The 20,576-nt window shown below is 70.2% G+C and carries 5 protein-coding genes; 2 read left to right on the top strand and 3 right to left on the bottom strand.

Translation table 11 applies throughout. The features are described from left to right. Positions 1 to 29 precede the first annotated feature (29 nt). Together ACWC5C_RS15235 and ACWC5C_RS15230 are read right to left on the bottom strand one after the other, a co-directional pair. Entirely contained in the window at positions 30 to 14,204 is a 14,175-nt protein-coding gene (locus ACWC5C_RS15235) for a type I polyketide synthase (protein ID WP_450875854.1), read from the bottom strand. Between the two features lie 47 nt (positions 14,205 to 14,251). Beyond that, entirely contained in the window at positions 14,252 to 14,830 is a 579-nt protein-coding gene (locus ACWC5C_RS15230) for a hypothetical protein (protein WP_450875853.1), read from the bottom strand. A gap of 220 nt (positions 14,831 to 15,050) precedes the next feature. On the opposite strand from ACWC5C_RS15230, the gene ACWC5C_RS15225 reads away from it, so the two are divergent. Continuing rightward, a complete protein-coding gene (locus ACWC5C_RS15225) occupies positions 15,051 to 16,439 on the top strand; it encodes a M28 family metallopeptidase (protein ID WP_450875852.1) in 1,389 nt (462 codons plus the stop codon). A gap of 79 nt (positions 16,440 to 16,518) precedes the next feature. Here the strand turns inward: ACWC5C_RS15225 and ACWC5C_RS15220 are convergent, their stop codons facing one another. Beyond that, positions 16,519 to 18,531, bottom strand: coding sequence for a M6 family metalloprotease domain-containing protein (locus ACWC5C_RS15220; protein ID WP_450875851.1), 2,013 nt, complete (start codon positions 18,529 to 18,531; stop codon positions 16,519 to 16,521). Between the two features lie 323 nt (positions 18,532 to 18,854). On the opposite strand from ACWC5C_RS15220, the gene ACWC5C_RS15215 reads away from it, so the two are divergent. Beyond that, entirely contained in the window at positions 18,855 to 20,486 is a 1,632-nt protein-coding gene (locus tag ACWC5C_RS15215) for an AMP-binding protein (protein ID WP_450875850.1), read from the top strand. Positions 20,487 to 20,576: the final 90 nt, after the last annotated feature.

The following is a 20,576-nucleotide window of genomic DNA, read 5'->3' as shown; positions in this document are numbered from 1 at the left end:
CGCGGCGCGGAGGGTGGAGTTCATCGGGCTCATGCCTTTCCGAACTCATCGGAAATGAGGTCGAAAATGTCTTCCGCTGTTGCTGTCTCAAGCTCGCTATGGGCCGTGGAACGGTCCGCTTCGCGTTCCGTGTCGCTCCACTTGGCCAGCAGCAGCTGCAGTCGGCCGGTGATCCGGCGCCGCGCCGCCTCGTCCACCGCCGACGGCTCCGACACCGAATCCCACCTGTCGAGGTCCGACAGCAGCCGCCCCTCGGAGGTCACATCCGCATCGACGAGGCACTCGCGCAGGAAGTCCGCCAGCTGATTCGGTGTGGGGTGGTCGAAGATGAGCGTGGGGGGCAGATCGATACCCGTGGCGGCGGTGAGCCGGTTCCCGAATTCGACGGCGGTGAGGGAATCGAACCCCAGCTCCTGGAACGGCTGGGTGGGGGGAATCGCGTCCGTACTGGGGTGGCCGAGGATCGCGGCCGCGTGGGTCAGTAGGTGATGGAGGAGGAGTTGCTGCTGCTGGGCGGGCGTGCTGCCGTTCAGTTGTTGCTGGAGCGAGCCGAAGCCGGACATCGAATCCGGGGCGGTGCCGGCGCCGGACGAAGGGGCGGGCATGAGGCGGCTGAGGAGGGGACTCGGCCGATGCGCCGTAAAACTGGTCGGGAACTTCTGCCAGTCGATATCCGCGACGGTGACGGTGGTGTCGTCGTGGTCGAGGGCGTGCTGAAGCGACGCGACGGCGAGTTCCGGGGCGAGCGGACTCATCCCGCGCCGGTTGTAGTAGTCGACAACGGCCTCGTCGGAGGCCATACCCGCGTCGCTCCAGGGCGCCCAGGCGACGCTGGTGGCGGGGAGCCCTTGGAGACGGCGGTGTTCGGCGAGGGCGTCGAGGTAGGTGTTGGCGGCGGCGTAGGCGGCCTGCCGACTGCCGCCCCAGGAGGCCGCACCGGAGGAGAAGAGAACAAAGGCGCTGAGGTCGTGGTCTTTAGTCAGCTCATGGAGGTGGGTGGCGGCGAGCGCTTTGGGCTGGAGGACCGCGTTGATGTGGGGGAGGTCGCTCTCCGCGAGCGATGTGTTTTCCGCGATGCCCGCGGCGTGGATGACGGTGGTGAGGGGGCGTTCGGCGGGGATGGTGTGGAGGAGGTGGCGAAGGGCGGCGCGGTCGGAGACGTCGCAGGCGGTGATGGTGACCGAGGTCCCCAGAGCGATGAGTTCTTCGCTGAGTTGGGCGGCGCCGGGTGCGTCGGGGCCGGTGCGGCTGGTGAGGTGGAGATGTGGTGCGCCGTTGCGGGCGAGCCAGCGTGCGAGGTGGGCGCCGAGCCCGCCGGTACCGCCGGTGATGAGCGTCGTGCCGGACGGCTGCCAGGGGACCGCCAGGGCGTCGGTGGCGGACGCATGCTCAAGACGGCGCCCCAGGACGGTCGTACGGATCGCCACCTGGTCCTCGGGCTGCCCGGGCGTGAGCAGCCCGGCGATGCGGCCGGGAGTGCGGGCATCGACGGTGTCGGGCAGATCGATCAAACCGCCCCAGAGCTGGGGGTACTCCAGCGCGGCGACCCGGCCGAAACCCCAGGTCTGTGCCTGGAGCGGATGGGGAAGCGCATCGGAGAGCGCGGCCGCCACGGCGCCCTGGGTGAAGCACCACAGGGCTGCGGACCACCGGAGTTCATCGAGGGCCTGGACGAGGGCCGCGGTGGCGGCCAGCCCGGCCGGAACGGCCGGGTGGTCCGGGTGCGCGGCCTCATCGAGGGCGAGGAGGCTCAACACACCGACGGGTGCGGTACGTACGTCTGCGGTACCCGCGAGCTGCTGGACGAGCGCCTCGCGATGAGCGCCAACGGTGTCGATGGCAAGCGTCTCACGCACCGCGCCGTGGTCATCGAGTGCCTGGGCGGCGGTCTGGACGACCGGATGGTCTTCCAGACCGGGCGGCACCAGCAGCAGCCAGGTCCCGGTGAGGACGGGAGTGGCGACGGTGTCGGGCAGCTGCTCCCAGGCGATCCGGTAGCGCCACGAGTCGATGGTGGAGTGCTCCCGGTGCCGTCGACGCCAGGCCGAGAGAAGAGGGAGGGCAGGCAGGAGCGAATCGATACCGGGGTCGTTCTCCGCCAGCTGGAGTGTGTTGGTGAGGGCGTCCACGTCCTGCGCCTCGATGGCGCCCCACAGCTGTGCCTCGACCGGGTCGTGATGCTCACCGCGACCATCGGCACGGTGAGGGGGTGGGGCGAGCCAGAAGCGCTGGCGCTGGAAGGCGTACGTCGGCAATTCGACGAGCCGTGGGGCTGGGGCGGCGGGGAACCAGGGCGCCCAGTCGACGTCGATCCCGGAGGTGTGGAGGCGTGCGAGGGCGTTGGCGAACGCTTGGGTTTCGGGTTGTTTGCGGGTGAGCGTGGCGGCGACCAGGGGGTTGGTGTCCGTAGTCGTGTGGGCGAGGGTGTGTTGTGTGGCGGTGGCGAGGACCGGGTCCGGTCCCAGTTCCAGGAAGACGCCTGTCTCGGGGGCGATGTGGGTGATGGCGGGGTGGAAGTGGACGGGCTGGCGGATGTGTTGGGCCCAGTAGCCGGGGGTGGCGATGCGCTCGTCGGCCAGCTCTCCGGTGAGGTTGCTGAGCAGCGGGAGGGTGGGCCGGTGGTAGGTCAGGTCCGTGATGGCCTGGGTGAATGGGTCCAGGATGGGGTCCATCAGGGGGGAGTGGAAGGCGTGGCTGACGGTCAGGGTCTTGGTCTTGCGGCCCTTGGCGGCCCAGGCTGCGCTGATCTGGGCGACCAGTTCGCTGGGGCCGGAGATGACGGTGTTGCCGGGGGTGTTGAGGGCGGCGATGCTGACGTGGCCGCCGTGTTCGGCGAGTTCGTCGGTTAGTTCGTTGGGGGTGGCGGCGATGGTGGCCATGCCGCCGCCTTCTGGGAGTCCGCCCATGAGGGTGGCGCGTGCTGCGACGAGTCGGCAGGCGTCCGGGAGGTCGAAGACACCGGCCACATGGGCGGCGGCGATTTCGCCGATGGAGTGGCCGATCACCACGTTGGGGCGCAGCCCCTGCGAGTCCAGCAGCCGGGCCAGGGCGATGTGCAGCGCGAACAGCCCCGCCTGGGCGTAGGTGGTGTGGTCCAGTAGCTGTGCGTGCTGCTGGTTGAACACGACATCGCGGAGTGGGTGTTCCAGGTGCGGGTCCAGGAGGGCGCAGACCTCGTCGAAGGCTTCGGCGAAGACGGGGAATCGGTCGTACAACCCCGCGCCCATGCCGGTCCGTTGGCTGCCCTGTCCGCTGAACAGGAACACCGTCTGCCCCGCAGTGCTCGCAGCGCCTCCGGGATGTACGACGGCCTGGTGTGGGGCACCGTTCGCCAGGGCCTGCAAGCCCGCCGCCAGTTCCTCGTGGCTGTCCCCGACGATGATCGCTCGGTGGTCGAAGAGCGAGCGCGTCTTCAGCAGCGACCAGCCCACCTCCACCGGCGATACGTCATCCTCAGCACAGACGTGCTCGGCCAAGACACCCGCCTGCCCTCGAAGGGCCTCCGCACTGTGCGCGGATACAACCCACGGCACGACACCGCCAACCGTGGAAACCGGCGCCACCGGATGGTCAGCCTGCTCCAGGATCAGATGGGCGTTGGTGCCGCTGATACCGAAGGACGACACACCTGCCCGGCGCGGCTGTTCGCCCTCCGGCCACGGAACAGGCTCGGTGAGCAGCTGTACGTCACCCTCGGACCAGTGCACATTGGGCGTCGGCTCGTCGATGTGCAGCGAGGCGGGCAGCAGCCCGTGGCGCATGGCCATCACCATCTTGATGACGCCCGCCACGCCTGCGGCGGCCTGGGTGTGGCCGATGTTGGACTTGATGGAGCCGAGCCACAGCGGTCGGTCGTCCGGCCGGTCCTGTCCGTAGGTGGCCAGCAGCGCCTGGGCCTCGATCGGATCGCCGAGCGTGGTCCCCGTCCCATGCGCCTCGACCGCGTCCACTTCGGACGGCGTGAGGCGGGCGTTGGCGAGCGCCTGCCGGATGACCCGCTGCTGGGACGGCCCGTTCGGCGCCGTCAGACCGTTGCTGGTGCCGTCCTGGTTGACCGCTGAGCCCCGTACGAGCGCCAGCACCCGGTGGCCGTTGCGCCGCGCGTCGGACAGCCGCTCCAGCAGGACGAGGCCCACGCCCTCACCCCACACCATGCCATCGGCGGCCGCGGCGAACGGCTTGCACCGGGCATCAGGGGCCAGACCGCGCTGGCGCGAGAATTCGATGAACGCGCCCGGGGTGGCCATCACCGTCACCCCGCCCGCCAGGGCGAGGGTGCATTCGCCCTGCCGCAGCGCCTGGGCGGCCAGATGCATGGCCACGAGCGACGACGAACAGGCCGTGTCGACGGTGACCGCGGGTCCTTCCAGGCCGAACGAGTACGCCACCCGGCCGGACACCACACTGGCGATGTTGCCCGTGGCGACGTAGCCCTCGACATCGCTTGCCGTATCGCCGGTGAGCGACAGATAGTCCTGGGAGGTCACTCCGGCGAAGACACCGGTATTGCTGCCACTCAGCGCGTCGCGGTCGAGCCCCGCGTTTTCGAAGGTCTCCCACGCGGTTTCGAGGAGCAGTCGCTGCTGGGGGTCCATCGCGACGGCCTCGCGTGGGCTGATGCCGAAGAACGCCGCGTCGAACGCGGGCGCCTCATGGAGAAAGCCACCCTCGCGGACGTAACTCGTACCCGAGTGGTCGGGGTCGGGGTGAAAGAGCGTGTGGAGATCCCAGTGCCGGTCGGTGGGCATCTCCGTGATGGCGTCGCGGTGTGCGACGACCAGCTCCCACAGATCTTTCGGGTTGCGCGTGCCACCGGGATAGCGACAGGCCATTCCGACGATCGCGATGGGCTCGTCGAGCGCGGCCGCGGTGGGTGCGTGGGCCGCGACGGCCGTCCGCTGCCCGGTGATGTCGGCACACAGCTGGGTCGCGAGGGTGTCCGGTGTGGGGTGGTCGAAGATGAGAGAGGGCGGGAGATCGAGGCCCGTGAGGGTGGCGAGCTGGTTGCGGAGTTCGACGGCGGTGAGGGAGTCGAACCCCAGCTCCTGGAACGGCTGGCTGGGCGGAATGGCGTCGGGCCCGGTGTGGCCCAGGATCGCGGCCGCCAGGGACCGGATCTGGTGGAGCAGAAGCTGATGCTGCTGGTCGGGGGTGCTGGAGTCGAGCTGCTGGCGCAGCGGTGTGGCACGCGACGGGGTGCGGCGACGGTCCGCCGGGTGAGCGGTGGGCTCGATCAGGTCGGAGAGCAGCGGACTCGGCCGTTGCGCCGTGAACGTGGCGGGGAACTTCTCCCAGTCGATGTCCGCGATGGTGACGGTTGTGTCGTGGTGGCTGAGCGCGTGGTGGAGGGCTGCGACCGCGAGGTCGGGGCTGAGCGGTGCCAACCCCCGCCGCCCGTAGAACGAGAGCGCCGTTTCGTCGGCGGCCATGCCCGCGTCGCTCCACGGTCCCCAGGCGATGCTGGTGGCGGGGAGCCCTTGGAGACGGCGGTGTTCGGCGAGGGCGTCGAGGTAGGTGTTGGCGGCGGCGTAGGCGGCCTGTCGACTGCCGCCCCAGGAGGCCGCACCGGAGGAGAAGAGGACGAAAGCGCTGAGGCCGAGCCCCTTCGTGAGGTCATGCAGATGCTCGGCTGCCAGGGCCTTCGGCTCCAGCACATGCTGGAGGCGTTCCGGCTGGAGATCGGCGATCAGCTCGGTGTCGGAGGCTCCAGCGGCGTGGATGACGGTGGTGAGGGGGTGTTCGGCGGGGACGGTGTGGAGGAGGTGGCGGAGGGCGGTGCGGTCGGAGACGTCGCAGGCGGTGATGGTGACCGAGGCGCCCAAGACGATGAGTTCTTCGCTGAGTTGGGCGGCGCCGGGTGCGTCGGGGCCGGTGCGGCTGGTGAGGTGGAGATGGGGTGCGCCGTTGCGGGCGAGCCAGCGTGCGAGGTGGGCGCCGAGCCCGCCGGTACCGCCGGTGATGAGTGTCGTGCCGGTCGGCTGCCACGGAAGGCGGTTCGCGGACGATGCGGGAGTGGCGTGGCCGAGGCGGCGGGCGTACGTGCCGGTGGCGCGGATCGCGGCCTGGTCCTCGGGCTGCCCGGGCGCGAGCAGCGCCGCGAGACGGTCGGAGGTGTGGTGATCGATGACGGTCGGGAGGTCGATCAGCCCACCCCAGCGACGGGCGTGTTCCAGCGCGGCCGAGCGGCCGAGCCCCCAGGTCTGCGCCTGGCGCGGACTGGGCAGCGGATCGGCGGGGTGGATGGCGACGGCACCCTGGGTGAGACACCACAGCGGTGCGGCGACCTCGGCGTCCCCGAGAGCCTGGACCAGGGCGGTGGTGGTCACGAGTCCGGAGGGCACGGCAGCGTGGGCCGGATGCGGCTCCTGGGCGAGCGCGAGCAGGCTCACGATTCCCGTCGGCTCGCCGTCGGCGGTGAGCCGGGTGAGTTCTTCCGCCAGCTCAGCGCGATGGGCCTGCCGGGTGTCGAGCGTGTGGGGGAGGGGAGTGGCGCCGTGCGCGGTGAGGGCCTGTACGACGGTCGCCACGGCGGGGTGATCGGCCTGGTCGGACGGGATGAGGAGCAGCCAAGTGCCGGAAAGCGTGGCGGGTACGGCGGGCGCGGAGAGTTGCTTCCACGTCGTCCGGTAGCGCCAAGAGTCGATGACCGCTTGCTCGCGATGCTGCCGCCGCCACGCCGAGAGGGTCGGCAACACGGCGCTCAGCATGGGCTGCTGGTCGGCCGGGGAGTCGATGGTCGCGGCAAGGGATTCCAGATCCTCGCGCTCAACGGCGTCCCAGAACGCCCGATCCGCTTGCGCGGTCTCGGTGACGGGCGTAGCCGTCTCGGAGGAGGCGAGCCAGAAGTGCTGGCGCTGGAAGGCGTAGGTGGGGAGTGCGACGGTGCGTGGCGTCGGAACGGCGGGGAACCACGGTGTCCAGTCGACGTCGATCCCGGCGGTGTGGAGTCGTGCGAGGGCGTTGGCGAGGGCTTGGGTTTCGGGTTGTTTGTGGGTGAGGGTGGAAGTGAGAAGGGGGGTGGGGTGGCTGTGGTGGTGGAGGGTGTGTTGGGTGGCGGTGGTCAGGGCGGGGTCCGGGCCGAGTTCGAGGTACGTACCGGTATGAGGCGCGGTGTGGGTGATGGCTTGGTGGAAGTGGACGGGCTGGCGGATGTGCTGGGCCCAGTACGCGGGGGTGGTGATGTCCTGGTCGGCGGGTAGCCCGGTGAGGTTGCTGAGGAGGGGGATGGCGGGCGGGTGGTAGGTGAGGTTGCTGATGGCCTGGGTGAAGGGTTCGAGGATGGGGTCCATCAGCGGTGAGTGGAAGGCGTGGCTGACGGTGAGCATCCGCGTCTTACGGCCGCGTTCGGCCCAGGCCGTGCTGATCTGCTGGACGAGCGCGATGGGGCCCGAGATGACGGTGTTGGTGGGGGTGTTGAGGGCGGCGATGCTGACCTGGCCGTCGGTGGCGGTGAGATCGTCGGCGAGTTCGTCGGGGGTGGCGGCGATGGTGGCCATGCCGCCGCCTTCTGGGAGTCCGCCCATGAGGGTGGCGCGGGCGGCGACGAGTCGGCAGGCGTCCGGCAGGTCGAAGACACCGGCCACATGGGCGGCGGCGATTTCGCCGATGGAGTGGCCGATGACGGCATCGGGGTGGATGCCGGTGGAGGCCAGGAGCCGGGCAAGAGCGATGTGGAGGGCGAAGAGTCCGGCTTGGGCGTAGGTGGTGTGGTCCAGCAGCTGTGCGTGCTGCTGGTTGAACACGATGTCGCGAAGCGGGTGTTCCAGGTGCGGGTCCAGCAGAGCGCAGACCTCGTCAAAGGCTTCGGCGAAGACCGGGAACCGGTCGTACAACCCCGCGCCCATTCCGGGTCGCTGGCTGCCCTGTCCGCTGAACAGGAACACCGTCTGACCCGGCACGGTGAGGGTGTCCTCGGAGTGTGTCACCCCGGGATGTGGTGCACCGGTCGCCAGGGCCTGCAAGCCCGCCGCCAGTTCCTCGCGGTTCTCGCCGATGATCACGGCTCGGTGGTCGAAGAGCGAGCGGGTCTTCAACAGCGACCAGCCGACCTCCACCGGCGAGACGTCATCGTCGGCGGTCACCCGGTCGAGCAGGGCGCCCGCCTGCCCGCGCAGCGCCTCCGTACTCCGTGCCGACACCATCCATGGCACGACCCCGCCCGCCTCGGCGACCGGCGGTGCGGACTCCGCCGCGTCTTCCGGGGCCTGCTCCACGATCACGTGGGCGTTGGTGCCGCTGATGCCGAACGACGACACTCCTGCTCGGCGTGGATGCTCACCCCGGGACCACGGGACGGGCTCGGCCAGCAGCCGTACCTCACCAGCCGTCCAGTCCACGTTCGCACTCGGCTCATCGATGTGCAGCGAGGCAGGCAGCAGCTCCTGCCGCATCGCCATCACCATCTTGATGACCCCGGCCACGCCTGCGGCGGCCTGGGTGTGGCCGATGTTGGATTTGATGGAGCCGAGCCACAGCGGTCGATCGTGCGGGCGCTCCTGTCCGTAGGTGGCCAGCAGGGCCTGGGCCTCGATCGGGTCGCCGAGCGTGGTCCCCGTCCCATGCCCCTCCACCACATCGACCTCGGCGGGCGAGAGACGGGCGTTGGCGAGCGCCTGGCCGATGACCCGCTGCTGGGAGGGCCCGTTCGGCGCCGTCAGACCGTTGCTGGTGCCGTCCTGGTTGACCGCTGAGCCCCGTACGAGCGCCAGCACCTGGTGGCCGTTGCGACGCGCGTCCGACAGCCGCTCCAGCAGCAGTAGCCCGGCTCCTTCACCCCAGCCCGTGCCGTCGGCCGCCGAGGCGAACGGCTTGCAGCGCCCGTCGACCGCCAGACCGCGCTGGCGGGAGAACTCGATGAAGGTGGTCGGCGTGGCCATCACGGTGACCCCGCCTGCCAGGGCGAGGGTGCATTCGCCCTGCCGTAGCGCCTGCGCCGCCAGATGCATCGCGACCAGCGACGACGAGCACGCCGTGTCCACCGTCACCGCCGGTCCCTCCAGCCCGAAGGTGTACGCCACCCGCCCGGACATCACGCTCGGAGTGCCGCCCGCCAGCAGATAGCCCTCGACCTCCCGGGCCGAAGAACTTCCGCCCGCGCCATAGCCCTGGTAGGTACCGCCCGCGAAGACGCCGGTGTTGCTGCCGCTGAGCGTGTCGCGGTCGAGTCCGGCGTTTTCGAAGGTCTCCCACGCGGTTTCGAGGAGCAGCCGCTGCTGGGGGTCCATGGCGAGCGCTTCGCGCGGGCTGATACCGAAGAACGCCGCGTCGAACGCGGCCGCGTCGTACAGGAAACCGCCCTCGCGCGCATAGCTGGTGCCCAGGCGCTCCGGATCGGGATCGAAGAGCATGTCCAGGTCCCAGTGCCGGTCGGTGGGCATCGCCGCGACGGCGTCCCGGCCCTCGGCGACCAGCTTCCACAGCTCCTCCGGGGAGCGCACTCCGCCGGGGTAGCGGCAGGCCATGCCGATGATCGCGATGGGCTCATTATCGGCGGCCACGGAGGACACATGGGTGCTGACAGCGGCCTGCTGACCGGTGAGTTCGGCGCGCAGATAGGTGGCGAGCGCGCTCGGCGTGGGATGGTCGAAGACGAGGGCGGGGGCGAGTTCCAGACCGGTGGTCGCGGCGAGCTGATTGCGCAGTTCGACGGCGGTGAGCGAGTCGAAGCCGAGTTCCTGGAACGGCTGCGTGGCCGGAACCGCGTCGAGGTCGGGATGGCCGAGGATGGCGGCGGCAAGGGTCTGAATGTGGCGCACCAGGAGTGGCTGCCGCTGGTCCGCCGTGGCGGCGGCGAGCTGCTGCCGCAGCGGAGTGGCCGCGGCGGCGGGTGCTGCGGGGGCCGTGTCCTCCATCGCGGGTGCCATCACGGGGCTGAGGAACGGGCTCGGGCGCTGCGTCGTGAAGGCGCTGCCGAACCTCTCCCAGTCGACATCGGCCACCGTGACCGTGGCATCGCCGTGCGTCAGGGCGTGGTGCAGGGATTTGATGGCGAGATCGGTGGTCAGCGGGGAGAGACCGCGCCGCCTGAGATGGGAGAGCGTGTTCTCATCGGCGGCCATGCCCGCCTCGCTCCACGGTCCCCAGGCGATGCTGGTGGCGGGGAGCCCTTGGGAACGACGGTGTTCGGCGAGGGCGTCGAGGTACGCGTTCGCCGCCGCGTACGCGGCCTGCTGCCCGCTGCCCCAGGTCGCGGCGTTGGACGAGAAGAGCACGAAGGCGTCGAGGTCGAGGTCCCGGGTGATCTCATGCAGATGAGTGGCGGCCAGCGCCTTGGAGTGCAGTACGTACTGCAGCCGCCCGGGAGCCAGCTCGGCGATCGGGCCGAGGTCCATGGTTCCGGCGGTGTGGATGACGGTGGTCAGGGGGTGTTCGGCGGGGATGTAGTCGATGAGGTGCTGCAGCGCGGCGCGGTTTGAGACGTCGCACGCGGTGATGGTGACCGAGGCACCCAAGGCGATGAGGTCTTCGCTGAGCTGGGCAGCTCCGGGCGCGTCGGGACCGGACCGGCTGATGAGGTGGAGACGCGGCGCGCCGTCGCGGGCGAGCCAGCGCGCGATGTGGGCGCCGAGCCCGCCGGTGCCGCCGGTGATGAGCGTCGTACCGGTCGGCCGCCAGGGAACGGGGTTCGCGGACGATGCGGGAATGGCGTGGCCGAGGCGGCGGGCGTACGTGCCAGCGGTACGGATCGCGGCCTGGTCCTCGGGCTGCCCGGGGACCAGCAGGGCGGCCAGCCGGGCGGCGGTGTGGTGGGTCACGGTGGCGGGCATATCGATGAGCCCACCCCACCGTTGCGGGTGTTCGAGGGCGGCGACCCGGCCCAGCCCCCAGACCTGGGCCTGGCCCGGGTGGGGGAGCCGATCCGTACGGCTGGTGGCGACCGCACCTTGTGTGAGGCACCACAGGGGAGCGGTGACACCGGCGTCGCCGAGGGCTTGGATCAGGGTGACGGTGCCGAGGAGCCCGGCAGGGACGGCGGAGTGTTCGGGGTGCGCCGTGGTGTCGAGGGCGAGCAGACTGAGCACACCCGAGACCGGGGCATCCTCGACCAGCCGGGTCAGCCGCTCGGTGAGGGTGTCGCGGTGCTCTGCATGGAGCACCTGGACGGACGCGGTGGCGCCATGCGCCTGAAGCGCCTGGACGACGGTCTGGACCGTGGCGTGGTCCTCCTGGCCGACGGGGACGACCACCAGCCACGTACCACTCAGGGCCGCCGTGGCGGTGTCGGGCAGCTGCTGCCAGGTGGTCCGGTAGCGCCAGGAGTTGATGACGGCCTGCTCGCGGTGCTGACGCCGCCAGGCCGACAGGACGGGGAGCGCGGGCAGCAGCGCGTCGATACCGGGGCTGTCCTTCTCCAACTGCAGTGTGCTCGTGAGGGCATCGACATCCAGCTCTTCGATGGCATGCCACAGCTGCGCCTCGGCCGGGTCCGTCCCCGCAGCGGCGCCGCTGATACGGGCTTCAGGGCGGGCGAGCCAGAACCGCTGGTGCTGGAAGGCGTACGTCGGCAGGGCCACCGTTCGTGGCGTGGGGTCGGCGGGGAACCAGCTGGTCCAGTCCACGTCGATCCCGGAGGTGTGGAGGCGTGCGAGGGCGTTGGCGAACGCTTGGGTTTCGGGTTGTTTGCGGGTGAGCGTGGCGGCGACCAGGGGGTTGGTGTCCGTAGTCGTGTGGGCGAGGGTGTGTTGTGTGGCGGTGGCGAGGACCGGGTCCGGTCCCAGTTCCAGGAAGACGCCTGCTTCGGGGGCGATGTGGGTGATGGCGGGGTGGAAGTGGACGGGCTGGCGGATGTGTTGGGCCCAGTAGCCGGGGGTGGCGATGCGCTCGTCGGCCAGCTCTCCGGTGAGGTTGCTGAGCAGCGGGAGGGTGGGCCGGTGATAGGTCAGGTCCGTGATGGCCTGGGTGAATGGGTCCAGGATGGGGTCCATCAGGGGGGAGTGGAAGGCGTGGCTGACGGTCAGGGTCTTGGTCTTGCGGCCCTTGGCGGCCCAGGCGGCGCTGATCTGGGCGACCAGTTCGCTGGGTCCGGAGATGACGGTGTTGCCGGGGGTGTTGAGGGCGGCGATGCTGACGTGGCCGCCGTGTTCGGCGAGTTCGTCGGGGGTGGCGGCGATGGTGGCCATGCCGCCGCCTTCGGGGAGTCCGCCCATGAGGGTGGCGCGGGCGGCGACGAGTCGGCAGGCGTCCGGGAGGTCGAAGACACCGGCCACATGGGCGGCGGCGATTTCGCCGATGGAGTGGCCGATCACCACGTTGGGGCGCAGCCCCAGCGAGTCCAGCAGCCGGGCCAGGGCGATGTGCAGCGCGAACAGCCCCGCCTGGGCGTAGGTGGTGTGGTCCAGTAGCTGTGCGTGCTGCTGGTTGAACACGACATCGCGGAGTGGGTGTTCCAGGTGCGGGTCCAGGAGGGCGCAGACCTCGTCGAAGGCTTCGGCAAAGACGGGGAATCGGTCGTACAACCCCGCGCCCATGCCGGTCCGTTGGCTGCCCTGCCCGCTGAACAGGAACACCGTCTGCCCCGAAACGCCCGCAGCGCCCCCGGGATGGACGACGGTCGGGTGTGGCGCACCGTTCGCCAGGGCCTCCAAGCCCGCCGCCAGTTCCTCGTGGCCTTCCCCGACGACGACGGCTCGGTGGTCGAAGAGCGAGCGCGTCTTCAGCAGCGACCAGCCCACCTCCACCGGCGATACGTCATCCTCGGCGGTCACCCGGTCGAGCAGGGCGCCTGCCTGCCCGCGCAACGCCTCCGTACTCCGTGCCGATACCACCCACGGCACCACACCGCCCGCCTCGGCGACCGGCGGTGCGGACTCCGCCGCGTCCGGGGCCTGCTCCAGGATCAGATGGGCGTTCGTACCCGAGATGCCGAACGACGACACACCTGCCCGGCGTGGATGCTCGCCCCGAGACCACTCCGCCGCCTCGGTCAGCAGCCGCACCTCACCGGCCGTCCAGTCCACATGCGGGGTCGGCTCATCGATGTGCAGCGAGGCGGGCAGCAGCCCGTGCCGCATCGCCATCACCATCTTGATCACACCCGCGGCACCTGCCGCCATCTGCGCGTGGCCGATGTTGGACTTGATGGAGCCGAGCCACAGCGGTCGGCCCTCCGGCCGGTCCTGTCCGTAGGTGGCCAGCAGCGCCTGGGCCTCGATCGGATCGCCGAGCGTGGTCCCCGTCCCGTGCGCCTCGACCGCGTCCACCTCGGACGGCGTCAGGCGGGCGTTGGCGAGCGCCTGCCGGATGACCCGCTGCTGGGACGGTCCGTTCGGCGCCGTCAGACCATTCGACGCACCGTCCTGGTTGACCGCCGAGCCCCGTACGAGCGCCAGCACATGGTGGCCGTTGCGCCGCGCGTCGGACAGCCGCTCCAGCAGCAGGACGCCGACGCCCTCGGCCATGGTCATGCCGTCGCTGTGCGCGGAGAACGCCTTGGACCTGCCGTCCGGGGCGAGCCCCCGCAGCTCGCTGAAGCCGATGAGACCGGCCGTCGAGGACATCACGGCGACCCCGCCCGCCAGCGCCATATCGCATTCGCCCTGCCGGATCGCCTGGCAGGCGAGATGCAGGGCGACCAGCGACGACGAGCACGCGGTGTCCACCGTCACCGCGGCCCCCTCCAGGCCCAGGGTGTACGCGACCCGCCCGGACACCACGCTCGCGGAGTTGCCGATGGTGAAGTACCCGGCCGAGCCTTCGGGCACCTGGGAAGCGTCCGTGCAGTAGTCGAGGTGGTCGCAGCCGATGAAGGTGCCGGTGAGGCTGGACCGCAGCGATTCCGGATCGATGCCCGCGTGCTCGATGGCCTCCCACGACGCCTCCAGGGCGAGCCGCTGCTGCGGTGCCATGCCCAGGGCCTCGCGCGGACTGATGCCGAAGAACGCGGCGTCGAATCCCGCGGGGTCGTCCAGGAAGCCGCCCTCGCGGCAGTAGCTGGTGCCCGGGTGCTCCGGGTCGGGGTGGAAGAGGGCGTCCAGATCCCAGTCGCGGTCCGTGGGCAGTTCCGTGATGGCGTCCCGCCCGGTGGCGACCAGCTGCCACAGCTCCTCCGGGGAGCGCACCCCGCCCGGGAAACGGCACGACATGCCCACGATGGCGACCGGTTCGTGTCCGGCCGACTCGACATCCTTCAGACGGCGCTGTGTCTGACGCAGGTCCGCCGTCACACGCTTCAGATAGTCGAGAAGCTTCTCTTCATTGTTCGCCATTGCCGGCGCACCCACTTCCCTCGGCGAGAACCCGCGACATCGAACCGCTAGCGGCGACGGCAGTCGTAACTGCCCCGCAACGTTGTTCCGTCGGAGAAGGTGAAGCTGGTGGAGTCCTTGAAATGTCCCGGACCGAGCACCTGGTAATCGTCCACCACGTCCATGTTCACGCCTTCGGTCTTTCCGGTGGCGCTGGGCGTGACCACCTGGCTGAGCGGCCCCTTGAACACCAGGTGGCCGTTCCGCCAGCCGGGCGAGGAGTAATTCGCGGAGGATCCCCAGTTGTCGTGGTACTGGACGATGAACTTTCTGTCCACGGGATCCCAGCCGAACGACGACCGGCCGACCAGATGGCCGGGTTCCATGGTCGCGTCGGTGTAGTAGTAATGCCCGCCCATCACCCGCTTCGTGGTCAGGTGCATCACCGCCGCCTGGCTGCCCGGTGGAGGTGTGTAGTCGCAGGTGTAGGACCCGAGGAGGAAGTCCAGCGCGCGCATCTGGGGCGGTGCGGGCAGCGGGTTCGCGGGACGCGACGGCTTGTCGCCCGCGTCGCCCGCGTCGGGCACGGCGCTCACCGGAGTGACGGCGAACGCCACGAGACCCACGGCGACAAGGCCTGTGTGCACTGCCTTCCGGGTACGCATACGCAACTCCCATCGGTCATTGGGTTGATCGGGCGCTGACCTGCGGCTGAGTCACCTGCAAGCCCTGGAGCGGATACGGCGACCATCATTTGCGCCGTCCCTAAAGGTGCTCTAACGCGTGGCTTGGCGCCGCGCCTCATTAGCCCAGCTTTAGACCGGCCGCCGAGCATGAAGCCGGACGCCGGGACGAAGGAGGATGAGGATGGCGATGAGCGGCTGGCAGGCGCTGGAGAAATACGTCGATCAGGCACCCACCTCGAAGGAGATGATGGGCTGGATCGAACTGATCGTCAGCCAAGGTATTCGCCGGGCGGGCTATTCCGCCGACAGCTGGACCGAGGAGTGGGCCGCCGAACAGTTCCGGGAAACCGGTCTTGAGGACGTCCGGCTGGAGCCGCTGGACACGCCGGTGTGGCGGCCGAGGTCCGCCGCCTTCGAGATCTGGCCCGCCGACCGCCCCGGGGCGGTCACCCGCTTCACCGGACTCGCCCTGCCGTACACCACCCCCACCGAGGGCACCGAAGGGCGGCTGGTGCGGATGGAGGACGGGGAGGTGGGCGGTGGCATCGCCGTCCAGGAGATCGGCTTCACCCAGCTGCCGCAGACGGAGGTGCAGGCCCGGGCCACCGATGCCTACGACCCCGAGGGCGTCTTCCCCGACCTGGTCCAGACCGTGCCGTTCGACCTTCCGCATGTGCTGGACTTCGACATCGCCATCAAGGACGGGGCGACGGCCTACGTCGGGCTGCTCACCGGTCTGCCCTGGGAGACCAGCGACTTCTACTGGCCCTATGACGCCGAGCCGCGCTCGATCCCCGGTATCTGGCTGAGCGGCAGCGACGGTGAACGGGTCCGCGAGCTGATGGCTTCCGGCGCGTGCGAGGGCCGGATCATCTCCGACGCCACCCTCACCGAGGAGACCACCCACAATGTGGTGGGCACCCTGCCCGGCGCCTCGGACCACTGGGTGATCATCGGGTCACACCACGACGGACCGTGGGCCTCGGCGGTGGAGGACGCGTCAGGGGTGGCGCTCGTCCTGGCGCAGGCCAGGTTCTGGGCTTCGGTGCCACAGGAGCTGCGCCCGCACAACATGCTGTTCCTGCTGACGTCGGGCCATATGGCCGGGGCCGCGGGCACCCAGGCGTTCATCGCGGCGCATCCGGAGCTGTTCCCGCAGGTCGTCCTCGAAATGCATCTGGAGCACGCGGCGCGCCAGGCCGTCGTGGTCGACGGCGAGGTCGTGCCCACCGACGATCCGGAGGTGCGCTGGTGGTTCACCACGCAGGCGCCCGCGCTGGAGCGGCTGGTGGCCGATTCGATCGCGGCCGAGGATCTGCGCCGCTCATGGATCCTGTCGCCGACCGCCTTCGCACCGAACCCGGCCACCGACGGCGCGTACTTCTACTACACGGGCGTGCCGCTGGTGCAGCTGATCACCACGCCGATGTACATCTTCGACCCGAGGGACACCCCCGACAAGGTGGACCAGCAGAGCCTGGTGCCGCTGACCATGGGCGCGGCGCGGATCGTCGCCGGGACGCACGGCTGTGAGCCGGACACCCTGCGAGTGCCGATCGAGTCCGCCTGACGGCTGACTGCTGGTGGCTGACGTACGTACGGGAGCGGCCCGCCGGTCTTCCCGGCGGGCCGCCCTCATGATGCCGTCATCACCGGGTGCGCAGCGCGCACGTGGCCTTGGCCGTCTTGCGCGGGTCGCTCTCGGAGCGGGCGGTGAGGACGACCTTGCCGTGCCGGTCGGCCCCGCTCTTCGCGGTCACGGCCACGCCCACGTCGACCGAGGTTCCGGCCTTGGCGGTGGCGAGCTGGTTGGGCAGCCACGCGGACCAGCCACGGCCGGTGGCCGAGGCCGACAGCCGGTAGACGTCCGAGTCCAGACGGGCACCGGCGTTTCCGGCGCGGCCGGTGTTGGCGAGGTCGAAGGTGCAGGTGGCGCGGCCCTTCGAGGGGTTGCCCCGCGCCTCGCCACGGTCCAGGTCGACGCCACGCCGCTGCGGCCCGGAGCCGTCCAGGGAGCGGATGGCGATGGTGTACGAGAGCACCCCGGACCGGTCGCGCTTCAGGTCGAGGACGTAGAAGTGCAGCCGGTTGGCCTTGTCGGTGTACTCGTACTGGCTGCCGGAGTCGGCCCCGGCGTGGAAGAGCGCGTCGCTGAGCTGCCGGTAGTCGCCCATGGTGATCTTCTGCGTGGTGCCGTCGGGGCGCTGGAAGTCCACCATGTCGATGTCCTCGGGGTGGGCGTCGATCACCCAGGCGAACGGGGCCTGATCCTTGTTCTTCGTCTTGCTGATCAGCACGCCGTTGTCCGGGGTGAACGAGTCCATGCCCATGCGGTCCACGACCTCGACGGTGTAGTTGTCGTAGCCACCGCCGTCGCACAGCGGGTCGGTTTTCCGGTCGCAGGACGGCGAGAGGTCGCTGCCCAGGGTGATGTTGACGCCCGCGAGCCCCTGCTCTCCCGGTGGCGCGGAGCGTGCCGTGACCCGGGCGACGGCGAGTCCGGAGTCCTTCAGCGTGTCCCGGTCCAGCCGCAGGACGTTCTTCTCGTCCACGATGCCCAGCTTCAGCTTGTCGCGCAGCACATGCTGGGCGCCCATCGAGCCGCCGGCGGTGGCGGGAATCTGCCACCGGGTGTGCGGGCCGCCGGGGCCGTTGAACGTGCCACGGGAGAGCATGCCCCAGATGCCGGTGTAGGCGCGGCTGAGGGGAGTGCCGTAGGGGTTGTTGTAGTTGTCGCCTATGCCCAGGATGTGGCTGAGTTCATGGGCGTACACGGCCATGCCGGAGCTTTCGGTCTGGAGCGACGAGCCGTCCGTCGCGTTGGGCCAGATACGGGCCGCAGCCTGCCACGACGTCCACGGTACGTAGCGGGTCGCCGCCGCGTTGCTCCCGCTCCCGATGGGAACCGGCGGGCCCCATACGGCCGGTACGTCCTGCCGGTCGGCGAACTTCATCTGCCCGAACTCCTGCCAGGTGGACGACTCGTCCTGCCCGGCGGCGAGGTAGAAGACGAAGTCGAACTTCCCGGTCTCCTCGGCGCCCGCGTCTGCGGTCCAGGCCGCCTTCGCGTCGGCCCGGATGTCCTTGCCACAGGTGTCCCCGGTCGGGCAGGCGCCCGGGTTCATCGAGTCCTCCACCCCGTACTGGTAGGACTTCGACGGCATGCGGTACACGCCGAAGGCCGTCAGGTCGACGCCGATGCGGCCACCGGAGTCCTCCATCCAGTACTCGTTGATGGTGTGGCCGTTGTTGAGTGCGCCGGGCTTGTTGAGGAAGTCCTCGTAGAACTGGGGCAGGCGGTCGCGCGGTATCCCGGAGGCGGACGGCTGCGGGTTGCCGAACAGCGTCGAGCCCGCGGGCTGGCTGACCGTGAACTCCTCGTCCGGGTAGTCGAGGAGCACCAGCGCGCCCTTGAAGGTGCGCTGGGTGGGCTCGACATCGGGGTCGGCCCAGCGGGTGCCGGGGACCGCGCGGTAGTCGGCCCACGTCATGTCGTCGGGGTTGCGCCAGCGCTGCGGGTCGATCGGCTCGACGAGGGGCGGCCGGGCGCTCGGCGTACGGTCGGGGATGGCCCCCGCGGGCCCGGCAGCGACGGCGGCCAGGGCGGCGAAAAGCGTGGCGACGACCGTTAATCGACGGACTCGTCTTCGGCGGAGGAACAAGGCTCACCTCTTGTCCGGGAAGTTTTGCTCAGAATGACCAGCCGTGCGAGGTATGACTACCGCTGCCACGGTAGGCCGGGGCCCGAGGTGACGCCAGAGTGCCGCTGTGGCGTCCGCGAAGGAAACCCGCGTGTGCACACTGCGCCGATGAGCCGCCGATGAGTCATTGACGAGCCGCTGACGAGCCGTTGACGAGCCGGAATCCCACCGCACACGGCTGCGGAGCCACGCCGAAAAGCGCGATAGCGTGTACAGGCCAACGGGAAGGCTGCCGCCGCCTCCTGTATGGCGCGACGTGTGGAAAACCAGTCCAAGGAGCCCTCTTGACCAGCCCAGAACAGCGCATGGCTGACCTGCTCAAGACCTTCGGTGAGCCAGCGGCGTGCACCGCGTACCTGCTGTGCGACCGGCATCCGGCCGACGCCGTGGCGTTCACCGTGGTGAGCAAGGATCTGACCAGCCATGACATGACGTTCGGCCAGCTCCGCGACCGTTCGTCGCGCATGGCGAGTGCCCTGGCCGCCCTGGGTGTCGGGGCCGGTGACCGGGTCGCCACCCTGATGGGCAAGTCCGCCGAACTGCTCATCGTGTCCCTCGCCGTGTGGCGGCTCGGGGCCGTCCAGGTGCCGCTGTTCACCGCGTTCGCCCCGCCTGCCATCGCCTTGCGCACCACCGGCAACGGCACCAAGGCTGTGATCACCGACGCCGACCAGCGCCCGAAGCTGGACCCGGAAGCCGGTTTCCCCGGCGAGCGGCCCTGGCAGATCATCACGACCGGCCCGGCCACCGGCACCGACCTCGCCTTCTCCGAGCTGCTGGAGTCGCACGACCCGCAGCCCGAGCCGGTGGCGGTGGGCGGCGACGCCACCATCGTGGAGCTGTTCACCTCCGGCACGGCGGGCTCCCCGAAGGCCGTGCCGATCCCGCTGAACGCCGTCGCGGGCTTCGCGATGTACCAGGAGTTCGGCCTGGACCACCAGCCCACCGACGTGTTCTGGAACGCCGCCGACCCGGGATGGGCGTACGGCCTGTACTACGCCATCATCGGGCCGCTCGCCCTCGGCCGCCGCAGCCTGCTGTTCAGCAGCCTGTTCTCCGCCGAGGACACCTGGAACGTGCTCTCCCGCTACGGCGTCACCAACTTCACCGCCGGGCCCACCGTCTACCGCAAGCTGCGCGCGTCCGGCGGCGCCCCCGGCGACCTGCGGCTGCGCTGCTGCTCCGCGGCCGGTGAACCGCTGCCCACGGACGTCGTGGACTGGGCGCGGGAGACGCTCGGCGTCCCCGTACGCGACCACTACGGCCTGACCGAGACCGGCATGGTCATCACCCACGCCTGGCATCAGACGCTGCGCACCGACCTCAAGACCGGCTCCATGGGCCGTGCCATGCCCGGTTGGTCGGTGAAGATTCTGCGCGAGGACACCAACTCCGCCGAGGCGGCGACGGGCGTCCCCGGCCGGGTGGCGATCGACATCGCGGGCAGCCCGCTGATGTGGTTCAAGGGCTACCTCGGCTCTCCGGAGCGCACCGCCGAGAAGTTCAGCCCCGACGGGCGGTGGTTCTACACCGGCGACACCGCGGCGCAGGACGAGGAGGGCGATCTGTTCTTCTCCGGGCGCGGCGACGACATCATCCTGATGGCGGGCTACCGCATCGGCCCCTTCGAGGTGGAGAGCGTGCTGCAGGAGCACGACGCCGTGGCGGAGGCGGCCGCGGTGGGCATCCCGCACGACGAGTACGGCGAGGTCATCGAGGCCTTCGTCGTCCTGCGTCCCGGTGCCACGCCCGGCGAGGCGCTCGCCACCGAGCTGCAGCAGATCGTCAGGGACCGGTTCGCCAAGCACGCGTACCCGCGGCGGATCCACTTCGTGGATGAGCTGCCCAAGACGTCCAGCGGCAAGACACAGCGGTTCCTGCTGCGCCCGCAGCCGACCACCGGCCGGGGCCGCTGAGGCAGGGTTCCGTAGCCTGTGGACCCATAGCCTTGGGCCCTGGTCCCCGTGTGCGGCACGGGGCCAGGGCCCAAGGGGTTCTGTGGGGTG

The sequence above is a fragment of the Streptomyces sp. NPDC001700 genome (assembly GCF_053596435.1).
The sequence above is the reverse complement of the archived record's forward strand: the minus strand, read 5'-3'. Positions and strand labels throughout refer to the sequence as shown.